This is a genomic window from Microvirga arsenatis, from assembly GCF_009910705.1.
In the GTDB taxonomy this organism is placed as follows: Bacteria; Pseudomonadota; Alphaproteobacteria; order Rhizobiales; family Beijerinckiaceae; genus Microvirga; species Microvirga arsenatis.
Map to the genome: position 1 here is coordinate 67,091 of NZ_JAAAXJ010000001.1, position 20,932 is coordinate 88,022.

General features: G+C 61.7%; 19 protein-coding genes. 7 read left to right on the forward strand and 12 right to left on the reverse strand.

What is annotated here, in order from left to right; genetic code table 11:
* The first annotated feature begins 24 nt into the window (after positions 1 to 24).
* Together GR303_RS00325 and GR303_RS00330 are read left to right on the forward strand one after the other, a co-directional pair.
* Positions 25 to 1,749 carry a type I secretion system permease/ATPase gene (locus GR303_RS00325; RefSeq protein ID WP_161723250.1) on the forward strand — a complete coding sequence of 575 codons (1,725 nt, stop codon included), beginning with the start codon at positions 25 to 27 and terminating at the stop codon, positions 1,747 to 1,749.
* A complete protein-coding gene (locus GR303_RS00330) occupies positions 1,746 to 3,074 on the forward strand; it encodes an HlyD family type I secretion periplasmic adaptor subunit (protein ID WP_161723251.1) in 1,329 nt (442 codons plus the stop codon). Before GR303_RS00325 ends, GR303_RS00330 begins: the two co-directional genes overlap by 4 nt.
* Positions 3,075 to 3,121: 47 nt before the next feature.
* Here the strand turns inward: GR303_RS00330 and GR303_RS00335 are convergent, their stop codons facing one another.
* Complete coding sequence (locus tag GR303_RS00335; RefSeq protein WP_161723252.1) at positions 3,122 to 4,336, reverse strand: glycosyltransferase; 1,215 nt, start codon at positions 4,334 to 4,336, stop codon at positions 3,122 to 3,124.
* A 279-nt stretch (positions 4,337 to 4,615) separates the two neighbouring features.
* Here GR303_RS00335 and GR303_RS00340 point away from each other — a divergent pair, with 279 nt between their 5' ends.
* Positions 4,616 to 7,537 (forward strand): glycosyltransferase, encoded by a 2,922-nt coding sequence (locus GR303_RS00340; RefSeq protein ID WP_161723253.1) that lies wholly within the window; start codon positions 4,616 to 4,618, stop codon positions 7,535 to 7,537.
* 89 nt (positions 7,538 to 7,626) lie between these two features.
* On the forward strand, positions 7,627 to 8,841 hold the full coding sequence (locus GR303_RS00345) for a polysaccharide pyruvyl transferase family protein (protein ID WP_161723254.1): 1,215 nt from the start codon (positions 7,627 to 7,629) through the stop codon (positions 8,839 to 8,841).
* Between the two features lie 16 nt (positions 8,842 to 8,857).
* Here the strand turns inward: GR303_RS00345 and GR303_RS00350 are convergent, their stop codons facing one another.
* Entirely contained in the window at positions 8,858 to 9,472 is a 615-nt protein-coding gene (locus GR303_RS00350) for a class I SAM-dependent methyltransferase (protein WP_161723255.1), read from the reverse strand.
* Between the two features lie 110 nt (positions 9,473 to 9,582).
* On the opposite strand from GR303_RS00350, the gene GR303_RS00355 reads away from it, so the two are divergent.
* Together GR303_RS00355 and GR303_RS00360 are read left to right on the forward strand one after the other, a co-directional pair.
* On the forward strand, positions 9,583 to 10,059 hold the full coding sequence (locus tag GR303_RS00355) for a glycosyltransferase family 2 protein (protein ID WP_161723256.1): 477 nt from the start codon (positions 9,583 to 9,585) through the stop codon (positions 10,057 to 10,059).
* Between the two features lie 69 nt (positions 10,060 to 10,128).
* The gene (locus tag GR303_RS00360) at positions 10,129 to 11,424 is read left to right on the forward strand and encodes a glycosyltransferase family 4 protein (RefSeq protein ID WP_161723257.1); all 1,296 of its coding nucleotides are present in this window, start codon (positions 10,129 to 10,131) and stop codon (positions 11,422 to 11,424) included.
* A 135-nt stretch (positions 11,425 to 11,559) separates the two neighbouring features.
* On the opposite strand, the gene GR303_RS00365 is transcribed toward GR303_RS00360, so the two are convergent.
* From GR303_RS00365 to GR303_RS00375, 3 genes are all read right to left on the reverse strand, one after another.
* Positions 11,560 to 11,715 (reverse strand): hypothetical protein, encoded by a 156-nt coding sequence (locus tag GR303_RS00365; protein ID WP_161723258.1) that lies wholly within the window; start codon positions 11,713 to 11,715, stop codon positions 11,560 to 11,562.
* 111 nt (positions 11,716 to 11,826) lie between these two features.
* Positions 11,827 to 12,591, reverse strand: coding sequence for a calcium-binding protein (locus GR303_RS00370; RefSeq protein WP_161723259.1), 765 nt, complete (start codon positions 12,589 to 12,591; stop codon positions 11,827 to 11,829).
* 94 nt (positions 12,592 to 12,685) lie between these two features.
* On the reverse strand, positions 12,686 to 12,964 hold the full coding sequence (locus tag GR303_RS00375; RefSeq protein ID WP_161723260.1) for a DUF7696 family protein: 279 nt from the start codon (positions 12,962 to 12,964) through the stop codon (positions 12,686 to 12,688).
* 151 nt (positions 12,965 to 13,115) lie between these two features.
* On the opposite strand from GR303_RS00375, the gene GR303_RS00380 reads away from it, so the two are divergent.
* On the forward strand, positions 13,116 to 13,526 hold the full coding sequence (locus GR303_RS00380) for a hypothetical protein (protein WP_161723261.1): 411 nt from the start codon (positions 13,116 to 13,118) through the stop codon (positions 13,524 to 13,526).
* On the opposite strand, the gene GR303_RS00385 is transcribed toward GR303_RS00380, so the two are convergent.
* The 7 genes from GR303_RS00385 to hutH form a co-directional block, all read right to left on the reverse strand.
* A complete protein-coding gene (locus GR303_RS00385; protein WP_161723262.1) occupies positions 13,523 to 14,314 on the reverse strand; it encodes an ABC transporter ATP-binding protein in 792 nt (263 codons plus the stop codon). The two genes, GR303_RS00380 and GR303_RS00385, sit on opposite strands and share 4 nt — an antisense overlap.
* Positions 14,311 to 15,087 carry an ABC transporter permease gene (locus GR303_RS00390; RefSeq protein WP_161723263.1) on the reverse strand — a complete coding sequence of 259 codons (777 nt, stop codon included), beginning with the start codon at positions 15,085 to 15,087 and terminating at the stop codon, positions 14,311 to 14,313. Before GR303_RS00390 ends, GR303_RS00385 begins: the two co-directional genes overlap by 4 nt.
* A 95-nt stretch (positions 15,088 to 15,182) precedes the next feature.
* Positions 15,183 to 16,124: an ABC transporter substrate-binding protein gene (locus tag GR303_RS00395; protein WP_161723264.1), complete on the reverse strand. Its 942-nt coding sequence runs from the start codon at positions 16,122 to 16,124 to the stop codon at positions 15,183 to 15,185.
* Positions 16,125 to 16,310: 186 nt separating this feature from the next.
* Positions 16,311 to 16,892, reverse strand: coding sequence for a HutD/Ves family protein (locus tag GR303_RS00400; protein WP_161723265.1), 582 nt, complete (start codon positions 16,890 to 16,892; stop codon positions 16,311 to 16,313).
* The gene (gene hutU, locus GR303_RS00405) at positions 16,892 to 18,556 is read right to left on the reverse strand and encodes a urocanate hydratase (RefSeq protein ID WP_161723266.1); all 1,665 of its coding nucleotides are present in this window, start codon (positions 18,554 to 18,556) and stop codon (positions 16,892 to 16,894) included. Before hutU ends, GR303_RS00400 begins: the two co-directional genes overlap by 1 nt.
* Before the next feature lie 10 nt (positions 18,557 to 18,566).
* On the reverse strand, positions 18,567 to 19,400 hold the full coding sequence (gene hutG, locus GR303_RS00410; protein WP_161723267.1) for an N-formylglutamate deformylase: 834 nt from the start codon (positions 19,398 to 19,400) through the stop codon (positions 18,567 to 18,569).
* The gene (gene hutH / locus GR303_RS00415; protein ID WP_201751858.1) at positions 19,397 to 20,932 is read right to left on the reverse strand and encodes a histidine ammonia-lyase; all 1,536 of its coding nucleotides are present in this window, start codon (positions 20,930 to 20,932) and stop codon (positions 19,397 to 19,399) included. The genes hutG and hutH overlap by 4 nt, the downstream gene beginning before the upstream one ends.

Below are 20,932 nucleotides of genomic sequence, written 5' to 3' on the forward strand. Positions count from 1 at the left end.
AAGGTCGGAAGTATTGGATCGAGCATGAGCAAGAAGCCTGGCGAAACCATCGTCGCAGAAGCCCTCCGGCATTGCAGGGCTCACTTTGCTTATGCGCTCGGTTTCAACGTTTTCATCAACATCCTGCTCCTGGCCTACCCGATCTTCATGATCCAGGTCTACGAGCGGGTGCTCAGCTCGCGCAGCATCGAGACTTTGATCGTTCTGAGCACCGGCTTGGTGATCGCTCTCATCTTCAAGGCCGTGTTCCAATGGGCGAGGGGAGCACTGTTCGTCCGTGCCGCCGTGCGGCTGGATCGGCTGCTTGCGGATCGAATCCTGACGGCCCTGATCGAGCGCAATGCCGGCGGGACGTCATCGGAGGGCAGCCAGGCCCTTCGGGATCTCGATTCCTTCCGGCAGTTTGCGACCGGTAAGGGCGCCCTTGCGGCGATCGATGCCCCCTGGGCTATCCTTTTTGCGGGCGTGCTGCTGATCCTCGATCTTCAGGTCGGGCTGGTTTCATTGGCCTGCATCCTTCTCATGGCCGTCGCGACGATTGCCAATACCGCGCTGACAAAGCGCGCCATCGCCGAGTCCTCGCAATATTCGAACAAGTCATATGGGTTTGCCGAGGCCAACCTGCGAGGCTCCGAAGCCATCGTTGCCATGGGCATGGTCGGATCGGTCGTCGGCAAGTGGCGCCATCTGAGAAATCCCGGCCTGGACACTCAGGTGAAGACGAGCCAGGTCGGCGTGCTTTTCAACGCAATTCTGGGCTCGGCGCGGATCCTTGTTCAGGCCGTCATCATGATGGCTGGCGTGATCGAGATTCTCTACAGCGACGCGCCTACCGGGATGCTGTTTGCCGCGCTGATCGTGGCCGGCTTCGCCATGAAGCCCATCGATCAGCTGGTCGCGGCCTGGGACGATTACATCCCCGCGCGCCAGGCGCTGAAGCGCATCGAGGCTCTGCTCTCGGAGACGCCCCGCTCGCGAGCCGGTACGGCTCTGCCGAAGCCGCAGGGCCATCTGACCTGCTACAACCTCTACTACATACCCCCCGGAGGGGAGCAGCCGATTCTGTCGAACGTCAACCTCGCAATCCGGCCGGGAGAGTCGCTCGGCCTCATCGGCCTGAACGGGTCCGGCAAGACGACGCTCGCGCGCCTCCTCGTCGGCAATCTCAAGCCGACGCGCGGCCAGCTGCGCCTCGATGGCGTCGAGCTCTGGTCTGCAAGCCGCGAGGATATCGGCCGGCATATCGGCTATCTGCCGCAGAGCATCTCGATCCTGAGCGGCACGGTGGCCGAAAACATCGGCCGCTTTGGCAAGCTCAGCGACGAGGAGGTCGTCGCGGCGGCCAAGGCCGCCGGCGTCCACGACATGATCCTCCGTCTGCCGAAGGGCTACGATACGGAGATCGGGGAGAACGGGCATCCGCTGTCCGGCGGCCAGCGGCAGCTGATTGCCCTGGCGCGGGCCATCGCCGGATCGCCGGCCCTGGTGGTTCTGGACGAGCCGAATTCAAACCTCGATGGACAGGCGGAAGAAGCGCTGGTTGCGTGCATTGCGGGCCTCAAGCAGCGCGGCATCACCTGCGTTCTGATTACGCATCGACCGACGCTGGTGCGCGATCTCGACCATGCGGTCGTTTTGAAGGATGGGCATGTGGTCAGCGCCGGTGCGACGGAAAACGTCTTCAAGCGCCTCGGCCGCCCGGTGGTCGTCAGGAATGCCTCCGGCAACGGAGAGGAAGTGGCACAATGAGCATGGCATCCTCGCTTTCGAGCGGCAGCACGATCGACGCCGGCTTCGACTCGCCGCGCGCGCCGCTTCTGATCGGCGGCATTGCGGCCGTGCTGATGATCCTGATCTTCGGCGTCTGGGCTTCGATGATGTCGGTCGCCGGAGGCGCGGTCGCCAACGGCAAGGTCGCTCTCGAGGGCAATCGCAAGGCCCTGCAGCATCGGGAGGGCGGGACGGTCAAAGCCATTCTGGTGCGCGAGGGACAGCGCGTCGAGAAAGGGCAGCCGCTGATCGAGCTCAATCCGACGGATCTGCAGGCCGAGGTCGCGATTCTGGACAGTACGCGCGTGGCCACCATCGTGCGGCTCGGGCGTCTTCGGACCGAGGCTCGGAACGAGAGCCAGATACTCTGGTCGTCCGATGTGAACGCACTGCGCGATCGGGTTCAAGCCCGCTCCATCATCGATCAGGAAACGGCCCTGTTCGAGGCCCGGCTCACCGCCTATCGCGGCAACATCAACCTGCTCCGCCAGCAGATCGAGGGTCGTGAGCGCCAGATCGCCGGCCTCGAGGCCCGCCTGGTCGCCATGCAGAGCCAGCTCACCTCCGTCGATCAGGAGCATCTGTCGCTGCTGCCGTTGGTGGAAAAGGGGCTCATCGCCCGGCCGCGCGTGCTCGCGCTCGAACGAACCTCCGCTTCCCTGACCGCCGACATCCAGACCATCAGGTCGCAGATCGACGCGGAACGCAGCAGCATCCAGCAGGCCGAGACGCAGATCGCGCAGCTTGAAAAGGACCGGCGCGAGGCGGTGGCGAGAGAGATCGCCGAGATGGAGGCGCGCCTCGCCGAAGTGGCGCCGCGCCTGACCTCGGCCAGCGAGCGGCTCCAGAACACCACCCTCGTCGCGCCGGAATCCGGCTATGTCTATGGCCTTGCCGTCTTCAACCCGGGCGCCGTCATCGCTCCCGGCCAGACGGTGATGGAGATCGTGCCCTCGACCGATGCGCTGGTGCTGAGCGTCGAGATCAGCCCCAAGGATGTGGAGCGGGTGCGCAGGGGCCAGCATGTGACCGTGCATCTCCTGGCCTATTCGCAGCGCTACCAGTCGGTGATCAAAGGCCGGCTCGACAAGGTTTCCGCCGACCGGTTCGACAACCCGCAGACCGGAGCCAGCTACTATCGCGGCACGGTCAGCATCGCTCCGGGCGAGCTGCAGCGGGCTCAGGTGGAGCTGGTGCCCGGCATGCCCGTCAATGTGGTGATCGAGACCGGCGAGCGCACCATTCTGGAATACCTGCTCGATCCGATCTTCCAGGTGACGGATTACGCCCTGCGCGAGCGGTGATCGCGCAGGCAGAACCAGAGAAGGGCGAGCCCACCGGCTCGCCTTTTTCATTGTGTCAGGAGATCGAGATAGCGCGGGAAGGTGCGCGTCTTGAAGTCGTAATGCTCCAGCACGGTCTCTCTGGCGGCCTGCGAGAGGCGCCGGCGCTGGGCCGGGTCGTCGAGCAGCTCGCATAGGGTGTCCACCAGCGCCGCGCGGTCGAAGAAGCCCACGCTGCGCCCGTTCTCGCCGTCCTTCAGAACCTCCAGCACCGGGCCCGTGGCGGAGCCCAGCATGGTGCAGCCGCAGGCCATGGCCTCCAGAAACGACCAGGACAGCACGAACGGGTAGGTGAGATAGACGTGCACGGACGAGACCCGCAGCAGATCGAGATAAGCGTCGTAAGGCAGCTGGCCCAGGAAGTGCACGCGGCTCATGTCCAGATCGGCGCCGACCTCCTCGAGCATCACGCGCTTCCAGCTCTGCCCGCTCGCATGGTTCTGCCCGTAGCTGATCTCCTCCCGGCCCACCAGCACGACCTGCGCCTTCGGCCGCCGCTTCAGGATCTCCGGCAGGCTGCGCATGAACACATGGAAGCCGCGATAGGGTTCGAGGGAGCGCGATACGTAGGTCACCACCTCGTCGGCCTGGCTCAACACCGCGCCGTTCGGCAGGGCGAAGGCGGCGGCGGGGTTGGGCGCCGCATGGGCCGTGTCGATGCCCTCGTGGATCACCTCGATCTGCGATCCGATCTGCGGCGGGAACAGGCCGGCCTGCCAACGGGTCGGCGTGACGCAGCAATCCGCCGCCGCGAAGGCCAGGAGATTGGTGGCATTACGCAGGGGAACGGTGCGCAGGTCGCGGCTGCGGACCCTCAGCTCGGGATCGAAATCGAGGTCGCTGTCTTGCGCGCGGTAGAAGTATTCGAGATAGGCGATGAACCGGGCCTCGGGAAACACCTCCGGCACGAACAGGGCGTCGCCCCAGCCCGGATGCGCCAGGATCACGTCCGGCCTGAAGCCCTTGTCCTTCAAGGCTTGCGCGAGATCCGCCACTGTGCGCCCCCGGCGCGCGTGCTCGGCGAAGTCGGTGCCGAGAGGAAACGCCGCCTCCGCCGGCCCGGTCGGGTGCGAATAGCCCCGGTAGGTGATCCGCTCCGCCCCGCCGGACCCCCGCTCCCCTTCGCCGATCCCCACGATCCGCCACTCCTCCCGCCCCATCAGCTCCTTGGCGAGCCGCTTGAACTGGCCGGGAAAATTGGGGTGGAGGAGGAGGAGGTTCATGGGAAACCGATTACGATACGGATGTATAGATCAAGTTACAGCGGGAAGCTAACAGGTTGTATCTACTCAAGCTTAGCTCACATCGGACTTCAAGATTCTCCATTATTCTCCCGTTGCGTCATACCGTCATATGATATCAAGCAGAAGCTCATGAGATGGAGCTTGCTCATTAGTAGATGATTCGCTTATTTCGATAACACAACTTCCTCGTTGGAAGTGCCTTTGCGATGTAACCACGGCCGCTTAGGGCTCAACATCAATTTGAACGGAATGAATGACGTGACGACCCTCTACCCAACCAATAAAAAAAAGCGGATCTGCCTCGTTACTGAAGAGATCGCTGGGTTCGGCGGTTCAGGCGGCATTGGTGCAGCTTTTGAAGAGTTGGCTGTCAGCCTTTCCGTAAATGGTTACATCGTTGATATCCTGCATGCTCCGATCGCACCACCGTCTGAAGATGAGGCCCGCCGTCTATTCGAGCGATTTATGCGGGACAACATCCAATTCATCTCTATGGACTTCAACCGGTTCGTTTGGGGAGGGGAGGCTCATGAGAAGCGTGCGTATTCGGTCTATGAGACCTTGCGTCGAATGGTGCCGCATTATGATGCCATTCATTTTCATGACTACAAAGGCTTGGCGTATTTCTGTTTGGCAGCAAAGCGCCAAGGATTGGACTTCCAGTCAACCGTGTTGGTCGTGCAGGCTCACGGGCCAACACGATGGGCCCTTGAAGCAAACAAGTCCCTCTTTACCCATCAGGATCAGATCAAAATCGATTTCATGGAAAGGAAGTCGATTGAACTGGCAGATTTCCTGGTAAGCCCCAGCCAATATCTTGTCGACTGGATGGTGTCTCATGGATACGCCCTTCCAGCGCCGGATCGCGTTCACATCATCAAGAATGTTTGTACTTTAGCGACGCGTTTCTCACGAAGCCTGGCATCTGAGGCTCCTGTGGCGGCCACCCCAGCCAATGAGATCGTGTTTTTCGCACGTCATGAAGGCCGCAAAGGGTTCATCGAGTTCTGTAAAGCTGTCGACTCAATTGCTGGTATTCTAGCCGAGCGCCAGATCACGGTGACATTCCTTGGCAAGCTTGGAGAGATAAATGGTCGTCCTTCCGGCGTCGAGCTGACGAATCGCGCAAAGAATTGGAAATTCCCGATCAACATTCGCACCAAGTGGGATCGTTATGCCTCGCTGAACTATCTGGGTAGCAATCCCCGTTCAGTGGTTGTGATCCCATCGCCGGAGGAAAACTCTCCATACACAGTGCTTGAAGCTGTTGTGCTTCGGAAGCCGGTTATCACCTCCATTCACGGCGGCGCCCGTGAACTGATTGACGCAAGCTTGCACGACCAACTCCTATGCCCAATCACTCCTAAGGATCTTGCCGACAAGCTTCTGCAAGCGGTCACCGTTGGATTGCCTGGTGCTCTGCTCGATGAGACACCCGAGAGCATTGAGAAGCGCTGGGCTGAATTTCACAATAACCTGCCGGCGCCGACACCTGTTGCCAAAGTGACGGAGAGGGTCAAGAAGCCAAAGGTTGTATTGGGCATCACTCATTACGAGCGTCCAGACAAGCTCTTGGAGGCCCTTATGTCGGCCGCCCGACAGACTTACGAGAATCTGGAGATCGTAGTAGTCGACGATGGCTCCAGCAAACCCGAGACACTTGAGAAACTGGCAAACATCGAGGTTCTGCTCAAGCGGCTTGGAGGCCGCTTGATTCGTCGGGAGAATGGCTATCTTGGAGCTGCACGCAACACGATCGCCAAGAACACGAAATCCGACTATCTGGTTTTCCTTGATGATGATGACCTTGCCTTCGACACGATGGTGGAAACCCTTGTGCAAGCAGCCGAGGCAACCAAGGCGGATATTACGGGATGCTTCAACCTCTTCATGGAAGAGGTTCGTCGTCAGAAGGAAAAGCCGGCCATCATGCCGGAAAAGTTTGAACAAAAGTTGAGCTATGCTCCAATTGGTGGGCCGCTATCGATCGCTTCTTATGAGAATACCCTTGGTGCAGCTACGGCGCTGATCCGACGGAGGCATTTCGAGAAGATCGGCGGCTACACTGAGATCTATGGAGTTGGGTTCGAAGATTACGAATTTTATCTTCGCTCGTTGCAAGAGGGCGCTACCCTGCAGATCGTACCTAGGGCTCTCTACCTTTACGAGGTTGGACGTCCAAGCATGATCTCCAACACGTCTGCGATGCAGAATTACCAGCGCATCCTTGATGCTATTGATCTGTCGAAGAATCATTCCGAATGGCGGGATTTCATTGAACTTTTCACAGGTCGCGAGGCTCTCATGAATAGCCTGAATCGCATTGAGTGGGAGTACAGAAGTGACCCGCTCAGTGCGCATCTGGTACCTTTGCGTACGAGCAACAATGCGACTTCTGAATATGCTGAGATGCTCGCAACCTACGCAGAGGCTATTGGAGCTCCATTTCTCGCTCAAGCATGGAGAGCTTCGACGAAATCCGATCAGCGGAGTCCGGTGCAAGGCATGGCTCTGGACAACACGCATGATGAGCCGATCCGTCTCATCGCACGGCAGGAGGTCGAAGTGCCTCAGCCGGTAGTCGCTTCTGGTCTGACATTCGAGGATGCAGGTATCCTCCTTGATCTTTCCATGCAGCGCGCTGAAAAAGCAGCAGCTCATTTGGCAGACCTGCTTATGCGCAGGCAGGTGATTGACCTCACCTTGGCTGAACTCGTCCGCGAAGCTGTCCGCCAAGCCGGCAGCGATCTAGGCTCCAATGCATATAGGCTCCTCCTAGATCGCCTTCTTGAAAGCAAGATTCAGCCAGAGCATCAGATTTCGGTCGCAACTTCAGCTATTCTGATTGCGCAAGGACATTCGGATAAAAGAACTATTCATCAGATCATTGAAGCGCTTTTCAGAGCCGATGAAGCGGACTACTTCCAAGCCCATCCTGAGGTTCAGCAGATGGTGAAGGTAGAGAAGCGATTTGTAAGCGGTCTGCACCACTACAAGGAGCATGGACTCATTGAGGGTGAAGAGGGTTATCAGCGCCTCTTTGCGCTTTGCGCCGAGATGCGTAAGGCCAAGGGGTGGGAGGTGACTCCTTGGACAATTGGGGATGTTTTCGGTGTTTCTGGCGCCATTCCACGTGGCCAAGAGCAGCGACGTATATTCAAAATTGCTCCGAAGGCTTAGCAGGCATTTCATTAACGTTGAGCATGCTTGTTCTTCTGGGGCTGAGTGGAACTGCACCTTGTTCATGGCAGTTCAAGTGAGGATTGAACGTGACTGAGATTTTTCTGCGCAGCACCCGACACTCCTATCCTTCAGATCCTGTTCAGAAGCGCTTTGAGGCTGCGGTATATAACACTGGTAACTACTTCTTTGAGGAAGCTGTTGCCAGCCATATGCCTTATCTTGAAGTCCATAACACTCTTGAGGGGCTCCCGCAGAATATCACCCGGCTCGTCTTGTCGATGTCAAACTTCATCAGCCCAGCTGCTGATCTCACAGGCTGGTGCGAGGAGCTAGAGTCTCGCAAAATCGACCAAATGGTAATGATTGGTGCCGGCGCTCAATCATATCGCTACGATGATAGCATTGAACTCAAGAAAGAAACGAGACGCTTTCTCGATCTGCTGGCCGATAAGAGTATTTCTATCGGTGTGCGAGGCTTCTATACAGCAGAGATACTTAATGATTTTGGGATCAAAAACATCGAGGTAATTGGCTGTCCCACTGCGTTTTGGAACGACTTTCCAGATGTCCGTCCTTTCAATGGTTCTGCGTCTGGAGAGCCGCGGCTAGCCATACATTGCACGCCAGATGGTAATTTCCGAGATGCTGTTGGGGCCTTATTCAAGCATGGGTTTGAACATAAGGCAGACTATATCATTCAATCTGAAGGTTGGATGATGCCTTATATTTTGCCGGACATGCCAAGTCTTCGAGAGCAGTACGAAACCGATACGCACTCTCGATACTACACACACGGCTACCTTTCTCACGATCAATTTGAGAGCTGGATGAGTGGCCATGCTCAAATCTATTTTGGCATGACCTCATGGATCGAAGCGATGAAGGGCTATGACTTCGTTTATGGATCTCGCTTCCATGGCAATATGGCTGCCATCATGGCCGGAACACCAGCACTTAATATGCCATTCGATACCCGAACGCGTGAGATGGTCGAGTATCTTAATCTGCCACATATCCCACTCGAGGACTTTGAAGCAAGTTTTTCACTGGAAGACTTGGCTGAATTCGCAGACTTTTCTCTATTTAACTCAAGCTACCCACTGTTGCGTGAGCGCTATATTTCGTTCCTATCGCGTAATGGGTTGGAGTTTGGAAAGAAAATAGGAGATCGGGCTCAAAGGGTAAAACGGAATAATCTCGACCACCTTGAGCAGATTGCATCCCAGGTTGATGTGCCTCCATCACTTTTGGAGCGTGAGTCGAAGTTACGACGGCGCGATGAATCGGTATCTATTTTATGAGAAATATTACTTGTGCTCAGAAGAGTAAGTCTGAGCGGATGGCAACTATAACTTGTGTACACTGCGCGATGTTAGTTACTAAATGACGCGAGATTGGCAGGAACTGAGACACGTACTGCTTGAATTCCAGTGTGGTCCATTCCCTTAGATGTGCTGGATTTGCTGGTGGGCCAAGGCGAGGGGACAGACCGCGATCAGCAAGGAGTTCCAATGCTGGTGTCGAAATCACCACAATCTTGGCAGATGACTCACCGATCGCGCTGAGAAGGACATCGGGATCCGACAAATGCTCAATTACATCAGAGCAAATGACGATATCTGAATCGAATAACTCAGAAGTGATCTCTTCTCCACTGTGCCAAATCCGGTCTGGATATTTCTGACGCAGAAAGCTTAAAGCAGGCTCTATCTCAACACCGGCAAATTCGACGTCACCAAAGTATTTTATAAGCTTGAAACCGGAGCCGCAGCCAAAATCGACGGCCTTCTTACATCTATGTTTGTCGAACAATTCACGAGCTAATTCATAAACTTCTCTCTGCCACTCATCGCGGTACCTACGATCATCAAACGGCACACCTTCGCGGCGCGAGATGTACTCGGGATGAAGGCAGAACGGTGTCGTATTCATGGACTTTCCCAGTACATCTTGCCTGTAGCTTACGCGCGATCAATATCTACAAGCAAACTCATAAGGCCCGGTTGCGTTCACGAATTTCCTGCCTGCGCTGAGCTATGGTCGTGGTGGGCTTCTCGCTTCTCTACGAGGACAACACGATCCAGCATCTGGGGATGACCTTCCCGCGCTCCTCCGCCATGGGCAATCTGCTCGTGGCGGATCACCCCATGAAGGGTCTGCCCTTCGACCTCTACGACGGTGACGCGATCCGCCCGGCCCAGGCCGTCACGGCGGCGCTCATGGCTCTGTCGAAGGACCTCTTCCTGGCACTGAACGGGTTCGACCTGCGCTACGAGCGCGGCGACTTCGAGGATGCGGATCTCTGCCTCCGGGCACGCCAGCTCGGGGCCGAGATCCAGGTTCACGTCCATCCCGGCCTGTACCACCTCGAACGCCAGTCCATCCCGTCCATGGGAGACGACGATATCAGAGCCATGGTCACCTACATGAACTGCGCGGAATTCAACCGGCGCTGGGAAGCGGAGCTGACGCGTCCGAAGCGCGTGTTCAAGGTCTCCGCGCCCAAGGCGCCGGCCTGACCGCCCATCGTCTCCGAAAGGCGCCCAGGATGTGCGTCGGTTATCCATTCAGCAGATAGGTTCTCCCACATGCGCGTCATGGTCCTTTCACACGGGCATCCGGATCTCGGGGCTGGCGGCGCCGAGCGCGCTGCCTATTCCCTGTTTCAGGCGCTCAAGACCGATCCGACGGTCGAGAAGGCCGTATTCGTGGCCCGCGCGGAGCACGATGCGATCGGCCATAGCGCCTTCTTCGGCAGCTTCCGCGGCCGCCCTGACGAGATCCTCGCAGCCCCTCCGCCTGTGGACGGCCTCACGTTCCAGAGCCAGAACTACGATCTGCTGAAGCAGCTCATCCAGGAACTCATCCGCCATGTGCAGCCGGACGTGGTGCACATCCACCACTTCATCTACTGGGGACTCGACATCTTCGAGCTGTTCCGGGAAGCCGGCGTCCGCGTCATCTTCACCTTCCATGAATATGCGGCGATCTGCGCGCATTTCGGTCAGATGATCAAGACGAACGGCCGTCTGTGCTATGCCGCCTCGCCGGCGGAGTGCAGCGGGTGCTTCCCGTCGATCAGCGCCGGCAAGTTCTTCGTGCGGGAATCGATCCTGAAGCAGTTCTTCGGCAACGTCGACATGTTCGTCTCGCCCAGCGCCTTTTTGAAGGACCGCTACGTGGCCTGGGGGCTGCCGGCCGAACGCATCGCGGTGATCGAGAACATCATGGATCAGGACGTCCTCCGGAAGGTCCGTTCCCTCTCGGATCGCAAAGTGCTGCGCGTGGAAGGCGACCGGCGCCTGACACTCGCCTATTTCGGTCAGATCAACCCCTACAAGGGCGTCGATGTGCTGCTGGAGGCATGCGCCTCGTTGCCGAAGCGCACGCGCAAGCGCATCGAGGTCCGCATTCACGGCGAGAACAAGCATTTCCGCGACACCGATTTCGGCCGCAAGGTCGATCGTCTTCTCGAGGAAACGCGCGGTGTGGTCCGCATGATGGGAGCCTATCGCAATCAGGAGGTCCTCGACCTCATGCGGGGCAGCGACTGGATCATCATTCCGTCCATCTGGTGGGAGAACTCGCCCATCGTGATTCAGGAGGCCCGTATGGCCGGTCGGCCGATCATCTATGCCGATATCGGTGGGATGGCCGAGAAGGCGGACCCCCGGGTCGACCTGCCTTTCTCCGCCGGCAGCCCGGGCGCCCTTGCGGACGTCATCCGCTACCTGGTGGAAGCGGAGGCGCAGGGTGACAACGCAGTTCTCTCGGCTCATGTCGAATCGCGCCTGACCTCGGACGCCGAGAATTATCGTCGCCATATGACCCTTTACCTGGGCGAGGCTTCGGAGCCCGTGAAACGCAGGCAGCTTGCGAGCTAGAGGATTTTTCGGCGACGTGGATCCGGTTCGCCGTCAGAAATTCAGCTCAGGCTGTGCGGTCCTTTCGAAGGCAAGCATGGAGCCTCTCTCGTTCACACGGTCTCTCCAGACGACGATCCGGGTTGTTTCTCCCGCTCACGGACGCAGCTTGGATTTCGTCGCCACGATTGTCGTCGCAGGCGCGTAGGCTTTCAGCGCCTGCCCGAAGAGGGTGCCGATCAGGAGGCCCGCGACCACGATCAGCGGCAGCTGGCGCCAATCGATCCCTGAACCGGCTTTCATTCCCTTCATGAGATGCTCCCGCCCCAACTCTGCTGCTCGCGCCAAGACATCGAGTGTGCCACGGCGAATGATAACAATGGGTGTGCCGAAGGCCATGCGGCCTTCGACCCGACGAAATGCCTAGAGCATGAAATAGGATTTCGAGACGCTGGCGACACCCTTCAGGTAGACCGAAAAGTCCGCGCCGCCGTCGCCGTCGACATCGCCGCTCACGAGATACCCGCTTCCGTATTTCTCGGAGCGGAGCTCGCCTGCACGGTCCTGGAACGCAGCCTTGCCGATGAAGCGGAAAGCCTGGTTGCCGGCGGCCGTCGCATTGGCATCGATGGCGCGCAGATCGATCCTGTCCCCCTGCGAGAACGAGAAATCCTGGATCGTGTCCCGTCCGCTGGACGAGACCGTGCTGTCCCGGATGGACTTGAAGGTGAACGTGTCGGCGTCGAGCCCGCCATAGAGCTTGTCGGCGCCCTGGCGCCCGTAGAGCACGTCTCTGCCGGCGAATCCTTCCAGCCTGTCGTTGTAGCCGCCGCCGGTGATCCTGTCGTTGCCCGAGAGAACGGACCGGAAGATGCCGCGATCATCGGAGGTGGAGAAGGTCGAGGCCGCGTTCACCAGGCTGGTCACCGGGACGGATCCGCCGTCGAGAGAGGCCACCTTCCTGCCGGAGACGATGGACGCGTAGCCCGTCACGACGCCGCCCGTCGGAACCCCGTACACGTCATAGGTGAAGCCATAGCCCCTGAACTCGTCCCGGTATCCGATGTCGTAGTAATAGGCGGAGAAGCGGGTCGAGGTTCGGATGTAGTCGTCCGCGTAGAAGAGGTTGCTCAGGTCGAGGTCCGACAGCTTGAACCCCCACGAGCCGTTCCAGGTGAGCGTCGCCATTCTTTTCCCCTTCGTTTAGAGGGGATTTTTAACGTCCGCCGGGATGGGACGCAATTCCGCAAAAGAGCTAGGGGCCCTCTGTCTGCAAGGCCGATCAGCCCTTGCGGCTGCGGATCTCCTGCAACTGCTCCATGAGGGCCTTCAGGGTCTCGGCCGCCTTCACGCCGCGGATCGCGACGACGCCGCGGTCGATGGATTTGCCGTTCTCGTCCTTCCGGCCATTGAAGAAGGCGTCCCGCTCGGCCTTGGACATCTTCAGGAGGGCTCTCACCTCGCACTCGACCCGCCATTCCTCCGACCAGGTGTTCACGGGCTGGCCGGTGAGCTCGGAGAGGGCGGTGGTGCTGCGGGAGTAGGGGGCTTCGTCGGTCATGCGCCAGCTTATCGCACGGCCAAGATGAAAAGATAGTTTCCTGTTTACCCCTATAGGGGTAGAACAGAGGGCCGCCATGGGAACAATGGTGGGGTTCCGGTTTTTACGGACTATACCAGATGGGATTAGGACGATGGCCAAATTGGAGAGAATGAAAGCCATCATCGTCGATCAGTGGCGCGACGAGGAGATGGCCTCATCCGCCTGCTACGGCGTCGAAGCCTATGCCAGGCGCTGGCCCCACGTGCTCATGGTCAATGACTGGGACGTCTGGGACGGGAGCCGGAAACATCTCAGGCGCGAGGTGATCGGCTGGCTCAACCAGCAGGGTGCATCCTGGGACTTCTACCATCTGCTCGATACGTGGGGCCTGATCGGGTTCGAGGATCCGGAAATGGCAGCGCGCTTCAAGCGTCGCTGGTCCGGAATGATCAAGGCGGTGCCGTCCTCCTCGTCCCGGGGCTGGAACCCGCATCCGCTCAACAGCTCCTTTGCGCCCTCGGAGGACGATCTGAGGTCCATGGGCAGCAAGGCCGGCCGCCCTGGGGCGGCCGGCCGCTAGTGCACGCCCTCCGCCTGCATGGCCTCCACGCGGATCTCCTCGGTCAGCTGCGCCTTCAGGCTTGAGAATTCCGGCGTGGTCTTCATGGTGTAGTGCCGCGGGTGCGGCAGCTCGACGGGGATGTCGGCCTTGATGCGCCCGGGACGCGCCGACATCACAACGACGCGCGAGGCGAGGAAGATCGCCTCCTCGATGTCGTGGGTGACGAAGAGCACGGTCTTGCGCTCGCGCTCCCAGATGCCGAGCAGCAGCTCCTGCATCAGGCCGCGGGTCTGGTTGTCCAGGGCTCCGAACGGCTCGTCGAGCAGAAGAATCTCCGGGTCGTTGGCGAGCGCCCGGGCGATGGCCGTGCGCTGCTGCATGCCGCCGGAGAGCTGCTTGGGGTAGTGGTTCTCGAAGCCGCGCAGGCCCACCTTCTCCGTGTAGGAGGCGACGATCTCCTGGCGCTGGGCTTTCGGCACCCCCTTTTCGCGCAGGCCGTAGGCGATGTTCTCGGCGATCGTGAGCCACGGAAAGAGGGTGTAGGACTGGAACACCATGCCCCGGTCGGCGCCCGGGCCCTTGATTTCGCGCCCGTTGAGCAGCACGCGCCCACCGCTCGGCCGGTCGAGGCCCGCCACGATGCGCAGGAGCGTGGACTTTCCGCAGCCGGAGGGGCCGAGGATGGTGATGAAGTCGTTTTTCGCCACCTGCAGGTTCGTGGGTTCGAGCGCCCGCACGGGTGCGCCGCCGCGCACGCCGGGAAACACCCGCGAGACATTGTCGATCTGGAGGATCGTGCTGCTCATGCGAGCCTCCACGGGAAGAGCTTGCGGTTGAAGGCCTTGAACAGGAAATCGGAGATCAGGCCGATGATGCCGATGACGATGATGCCGAAGATCATCTGGCCCGTGGCGAGCAGCGCCTGGCTGTCGATGATCATGTGCCCGATGCCCGACGACGAGCCGATCAGCTCCGCCACGATCACGTAGGTCCAGGCCCAGCCGAGCACGAGGCGCAGGATCTCGGCGATCTCCGGCGCGTTGGCGGGGATCAGCACCCGCCTGACCACGCCCCGGTCGCTCGAGCCCAGCGTGTAGGCGGCCTCGACGAGGTCGCGGCGCGTGTTGCCCACGGCCACCGCCACCATCAGGATGATCTGGAACACCGAGCCGATGAAGATCACGAGGAGCTTCTGCATCTCGCCGATGCCGGCCCAGAGGATGAGCAGCGGCACGAAGGCGGAGGCGGGCAGGTAGCGCGCGAAGGACACGAAGGGCTCGAGGAAGGCCTCGAAGGTCTTGTAGGCGCCCATCAGGATGCCGAGCGGCACCGCAATGATGGCAGCGAGGATGAAGCCGCCGACGACCCGCCAGACCGTGACGCCGATATCGCTTAAGAATCCGAAGCGCGTAAGCAGCAGCCAGCCGTCCTGCACCATGGTGATGGGATCGGCCAGGAAGGTGCGCGAGACGAAGCCGCCCAGCGTCGCGAAGGCCCAGGCCGCCACGAAGAGGACGAAGAAGGAGATGCCGAGCGTGATGCGCGTGCTCTGGCTGACGGGTTCGAGGGGACGAGGCATGGGATCTGCTCTGCGGGCCGCACCACAGGTTCGGACCGCCAGGATGGTGAAACGACCGGGCGGCCCGCACGGAAGCGGGCCGCCGGAAGAATGCGTTACTGGATGAAGCTCGTGTCCGCCAGCGCTTCCATGTCCGGCTTCTGCTTGATGACGCCGGTCTCGAGCAGCAGGTCGGCGGCCTCGGCCGAGAAGGTCCTGAACTCGCCGGCAAAGAACTTCTTGTTGGCCTCGCGGTCCTGCCAGCGCAGGTACTGGGCCGACTTGCCGAAGGCCTCGCCGGTCTGCTTCACGTCCGCGCCCATGATCTCGTAGGCCTTGGCCTGATCCTTGGCGATCATGTCGAGGGCCTCGAAATAGCTGTCGGCCAGAGCCTTCGCAGCCTTCGGGTTGTCGGCGAGGAATTTCGGCGTGCAACCGAAGGTGTCCATCACGGCCGGATAGTCGAGGGTGGTGGCGATGATCTTGCCGGCCTGGGGCGCCGCGCGCACGGAAGACAGGTACGGCTCATAGGTCATGGCCGCATCGTTCTGGCCCGCGATGAAGGCCTGGGCGGCAGGACCCGGCTCCATGTTCACGACGGTCACGTCCTTCACGGACAACCCGTTCTTCTTCAGCATCCAGGACAGCACGAAATAGGGCGACGTCCCCGGCGCGGAGGCCGCCACCGTCTTGCCCTTGATGTCCTTGATGGAGGCGACGTCGTTGCGCACGACCATGCCGTCGGCGCCGTAGCTCTTGTCGAGCTGGAAGATCTGCTTGGTGGGCACGCCGTTGGCGTTCCAGACGATCCAGGTCTCCACCGTGGTGGCGGCGCACTGGATGTCGCCGGACTGGATGGCGAGGTGGCGGCTTGCCTGCGGCACCTTCTTGATCGTCACGTCGAGGCCGTTCTTCTTGAAGATGCCGGCCTCCTTCGCGAGCGTGAGCGGCGCGAAGCCCGTCCAGCCCGAGATGCCGATGGCCACCTTCGTCTCCTGCGCCGAAGCGGATCCTGCCGCCAGCGCCAACACGGCCAAACCACCCAATACCGCCTTCATTGCAGCCTCCATTGCTTCGATCCTCTGACCCGTCATGTCTTCCGCCCTTCGAGGGGATCTCAAGATCCCTGCACCGGGCATTCTTTTTCCGAGCGGGCGAATGGCACCATGACGAAGCGGCAATGTCAAATGTCTAGACATTTAAATATGCTGCTGTTTTGGGCATCATCCGCGGAAATTGCACTCCTATCTCGGTGTGTCCGACGCGATCTCGACGAGGATCGCCCGGCCGGATCCGGAGAGCAGGATGAGATCCTGCGGGGCCTCCAGCATCAACGCGTCGAGCACCTGGAGGGAATGGATCGTCGAAGCCACGGTGACGTCGAAGGAGCCGTCGAGCGCCACGAGGAAGGCGACGCTCGTGCCCTCCGCCAGCAGCGCCACGCCCGATTCCACGAACCGCGTCCGGTGCCGGAACAGCCCGCGCCGGGTCATCACGTTGAGGTCGCGGATCGGTCCCGCGAGAAGCCGCCCGGCGGTCGTGTCGTCGCCGGAGAAGGAGAGCTTGGGAGAGTCCCTGTCCAGCCGGTAGGCGATGCCCTCCACGTTGAGCTCGATGCCGCTGCCTTCGACCACGATGAGCGTGCGGTCGATCCCCGGAAAGACCGAGAACGGCCCGTCGGAGGCCACATCCGCCAGGCTGATGCGCCAGCCGAACGTGTCGAAGCCCGAGCCCTCCGGAAAGGCGGCGACCTCCGCGGTGGTGCCGCCGCCGTTCTTCCAGGGAACGCGCACGAGATCGTGGTTGCGGATTACCCGCGCCGCCATCAGCCCAGGCTCGGCAGGTTGAGGCCGAACTCGCGGGCGCAGTCGATGGCGATGTCGTAGCCCGCATCCGCATGGCGCATCACGCCGGTGGCCGGATCGTTCCAGAGCACGCGCTCGATGCGCTTGGCCGCTTCCGGCGTGCCGTCGCAGACGATCACCATGCCCGAATGCTGCGAGAAGCCCATGCCGACGCCGCCGCCATGGTGCAGCGACACCCAGGTGGCGCCCGACGCGCAGTTGAGGAGCGCGTTCAGGAGCGGCCAGTCGGAGACGGCGTCCGAGCCGTCCTTCATGGCCTCCGTCTCGCGGTTCGGGCTTGCGACCGAACCGGAATCGAGATGGTCGCGGCCGATCACGATGGGCGCCTTCAGCTCGCCCCTGGCCACCATCTCGTTGAAGGCGAGGCCCAGGCGGTGGCGGTCGCCGAGACCCACCCAGCAGATGCGGGCAGGCAGGCCCTGGAACTTGATGCGCTTCTGCGCCATGTCGAGCCAGTTGTGCAGGTGCTTGTTGTCCGGCAGCAGCTCCTTCACCTTGGCGTCGGTCTTAAAAATGTCCTCCGGATCGCCCGAGAGGGCGCACCAGCGGAACGGCCCGATGCCGCGGCAGAAGAGCGGGCGGATATAGGCCGGCACGAAGCCCGGGAAGTCGAAGGCGTTGTCGACGCCTTCCTCCTTCGCCATCTGGCGGATGTTGTTGCCGTAGTCGAGGGTCGGCACGCCGGCCTTGTAGAAGTCGAGCATGGCGCGCACGTGCTCGGCCATGGATTGCTTGGCGGCATGCTCCACGGCCTTCGGGTCGGTCTCGCGCTTCGCCTCCCATTCGGCCAGCGTCCAGCCCTTCGGCAGGTAGCCGTTGATGGGGTCATGCGCCGAGGTCTGGTCCGTCACCGCGTCGGGACGGATGCCGCGGCGGTAGATCTCCGGGAAGATCTCGGCGGCGTTGCCGAGGAGGCCGACGGACACGGGTTTCCTGTCGCGGCAGGATTGCTCGATGATGGCGAGCGCCTCGTCGAGGGTGTCGGCGCGCCGGTCGAGATAGCCGGTGCGCAGGCGCATCTCGATGCGGCTCGGCTGGCACTCGACGGCAAGGCAGGAGGCGCCGGCCATGGTGGCAGCGAGCGGCTGCGCGCCGCCCATGCCTCCGAGGCCGCCGGTGAGGATCCAGCGGCCGGAGAGATCGCCGTTATAGTGCTGGCGGCCCACCTCCACGAAGGTTTCGTAGGTGCCCTGCACGATGCCCTGGGTGCCGATATAGATCCAGGAGCCGGCCGTCATCTGGCCGTACATCATGAGCCCCTTGCGGTCGAGCTCGTGGAACTTGTCCCAGGTGGCCCAGTGCGGCACGAGGTTGGAATTGGCGATGAGCACGCGGGGCGCATCCGCGTGGGTGCGGAACACGCCGACGGGCTTGCCGGACTGCACGAGCAGGGTCTCGTCCGCTTCCAGGTTCCTCAAGGCCGCCACGATGCGGTCGAAGCTGTCCCAGTCGCGCGCGGCGCGGCCGATGCCGCCATAGACCACGAGCTCGCCGGGCTTCTCGGCGACCATCGGATCGAGGTTGTTCATCAGCATGCGAAGCGGTGCTTCCGTCAGCCAGCTCTTGGCGGACAGCTCGGTGCCGTGGGGAGCGCGGATCACGCGGGCGTTGTCGATGCGGGTCATGGGACGATCCTCAGGCTTTGGATTGGGCGAAGGTGAGACAGGTCTGAAGGATGAGTGTGAGCGCCGCGCGCATGGGCGCCGCATAGGCCTCGTCGTAAGGGGTCGGCCACTGGCCTTCCGAGACGGAGCCGAGGGGCTCGCGCATGTAGCCGCGGCAGGCAAGCTCCATCTGGACGGCATGCACGCCTGCCTCGGGCCTGCCCAGGCTGCGGGTGATGTAGCCGCCCTTGAAGCGACCGTTGACCACATGGCTGAAGCCGCTGCCGACGCAGATCGTTTCGATGGCTTCGCTCAGCGCGGGCGAACAGGTGACGCCGCCATTGGTGCCGATGTTGAAATGGGGCAGGGTGCCGTCGAAGAGGCGCGGAATGACCGAGCGGATCGAGTGGCAGTCATAGACCACCACATGGGCGTGCCTGGAGCGCAGGCGCTCGATCTCGGCGCGAAGCGCCGCGTGATAGGGGTCGAAGAAGCGGGCGCGGCGACCGGCGATCTCCTCCGCCATGGGCTCGGTGCCCGGCCTATAGAGCGGCTCGCCGTCGAAGGTGGTGGTGGGGCAAAGCTCGGTCGTCGCCTGTCCCGGATAGAGCGAGACGCCGGACGGGTCGCGGTTCACGTCGATCACCGTGCGGGAGATCGTTGTGCGGATCACCGTGGCGCCTAAGCCCGCGGCGAAATCGTAGAGCCGCTCGATCCACCAATCCGCATCCTTGCGCGCGAGCCAGGGCGAGACGAGGCCGCGTTCATACGCGGCCGGGATCTCGGTGCCGGTATGCGGCAGGCTCACCACGAGGGGCGCCTCGCCGCGGACGATCGTGAGCCAGTCGGGATGCTCGCTGCTCATGCGGCTGCCTCATCCGCCACGAGCGGCAGCACGTCGCCACCGACAGCGTCCGCAAGCTCTCCGGAGGCCACGAGGGCGGTCGCCACTTCCATCTCGGGCGCCATGTACCGGTCGTCGTCGAGATGCGGAACTCTCGCGCGCAGCAGGGCGCGGGCGCGCTCGAGGCGCTCGCTCGAGGTCATCGGCGCGTGGAAGTCGCAGCCCTGCACGGCGGCGAGGTACTCGATGCCGATGACATTGGCGGCGTTCGCCGCCATCGGCAGGAGTCTGCGGGCGCCATGGGTCGCCATCGACACATGGTCTTCCTGATTGGCGGAGGTCGGGATCGAGTCGACGCTTGCCGGATAGGCGCGCTGCTTGTTCTCGGACACGAGGGCCGCAGCCGTCACCTGCGGGATCATGAAACCGGAATTGAGGCCGGGCTTCGGCGTCAGAAAGGCCGGCAGGCCCGACAGGGTCGGGTCGACCAGCATGGCAATGCGCCGCTCGGCGAGCGAGCCGATCTCGCAGAGCGCCATCGCGATCATGTCGGCAGCAAAAGCCACGGGCTCCGCATGGAAGTTGCCGCCGGAGATGATCTCGCCGGTTTCTGAGAACACGAGCGGGTTGTCGGAGACGCCGTTCGCTTCCGTTGCGAGCGTCTCGCCCGCCTGGCGCAAAAGGTCGAGCACCGCGCCCATCACCTGGGGCTGGCAGCGCAGGCAGTAAGGGTCCTGCACGCGGTCGTCGTTGGTGAGGTGAGAGGCGCGGATGGCGCTGCCCTGCATCAGGGCGCGAAGCGCCGCCGCCACCTCGATCTGCCCGCGATGACGGCGCAGCTTCTGGATGCGCTCGTCGAACGGCCCGTCGGACCCCTTGGCCGCGTCGGTCGCCAGCGCTCCCGTCACGAGGGCCGCGCGGAACACCCGCTCGGCCTCGAACAGGCCCGCGAGGGCGAGCGCGGTCGAGACCTGCGTGCCGTTGAGAAGCGCAAGACCCTCCTTGGGGCCGAGGGTCAGCGGCGTAAGACCGGCGCGGGCAAGGGCCGCCTCCGCCTTCATGCGAACCCCGTCCACGAAAAATTCGCCGACGCCCATGAGGGCTGCGGTCATGTGGGCCAGCGGTGCGAGGTCCCCTGAGGCGCCGACCGAGCCCTGGCCCGGAATGACGGGGATGAGATTGGCCTTCAGGCAGGCGGTCAGGTGCTCGATGGTGGACCAGCGCACGCCCGACGCTCCTTGAGCGAGGCTCGCGAGCTTGAGCGCCATGACGAGCCGCACGACGGACGGCGGCAGAGGTTCGCCGACGCCGGCCGCATGCGAGAGCACGATGTTGCGCTGGAGCGCCGCGAGATCCGCGGTGCCGATGCGCACGCTGGCGAGCTTTCCGAAGCCCGTGTTGATGCCGTAGACCGGATCGCCCTTGGCGACGATGGCCTCGATGGTCTTGGCTCCCGCCTCGATGGCGGCGCGGCAATCCTGGTCGAGGGCGATGTCGGCGCCGAAATAGATGCTACGCCAATCGGCGAGAGAGACGGAGCCGGGATGAAGCAT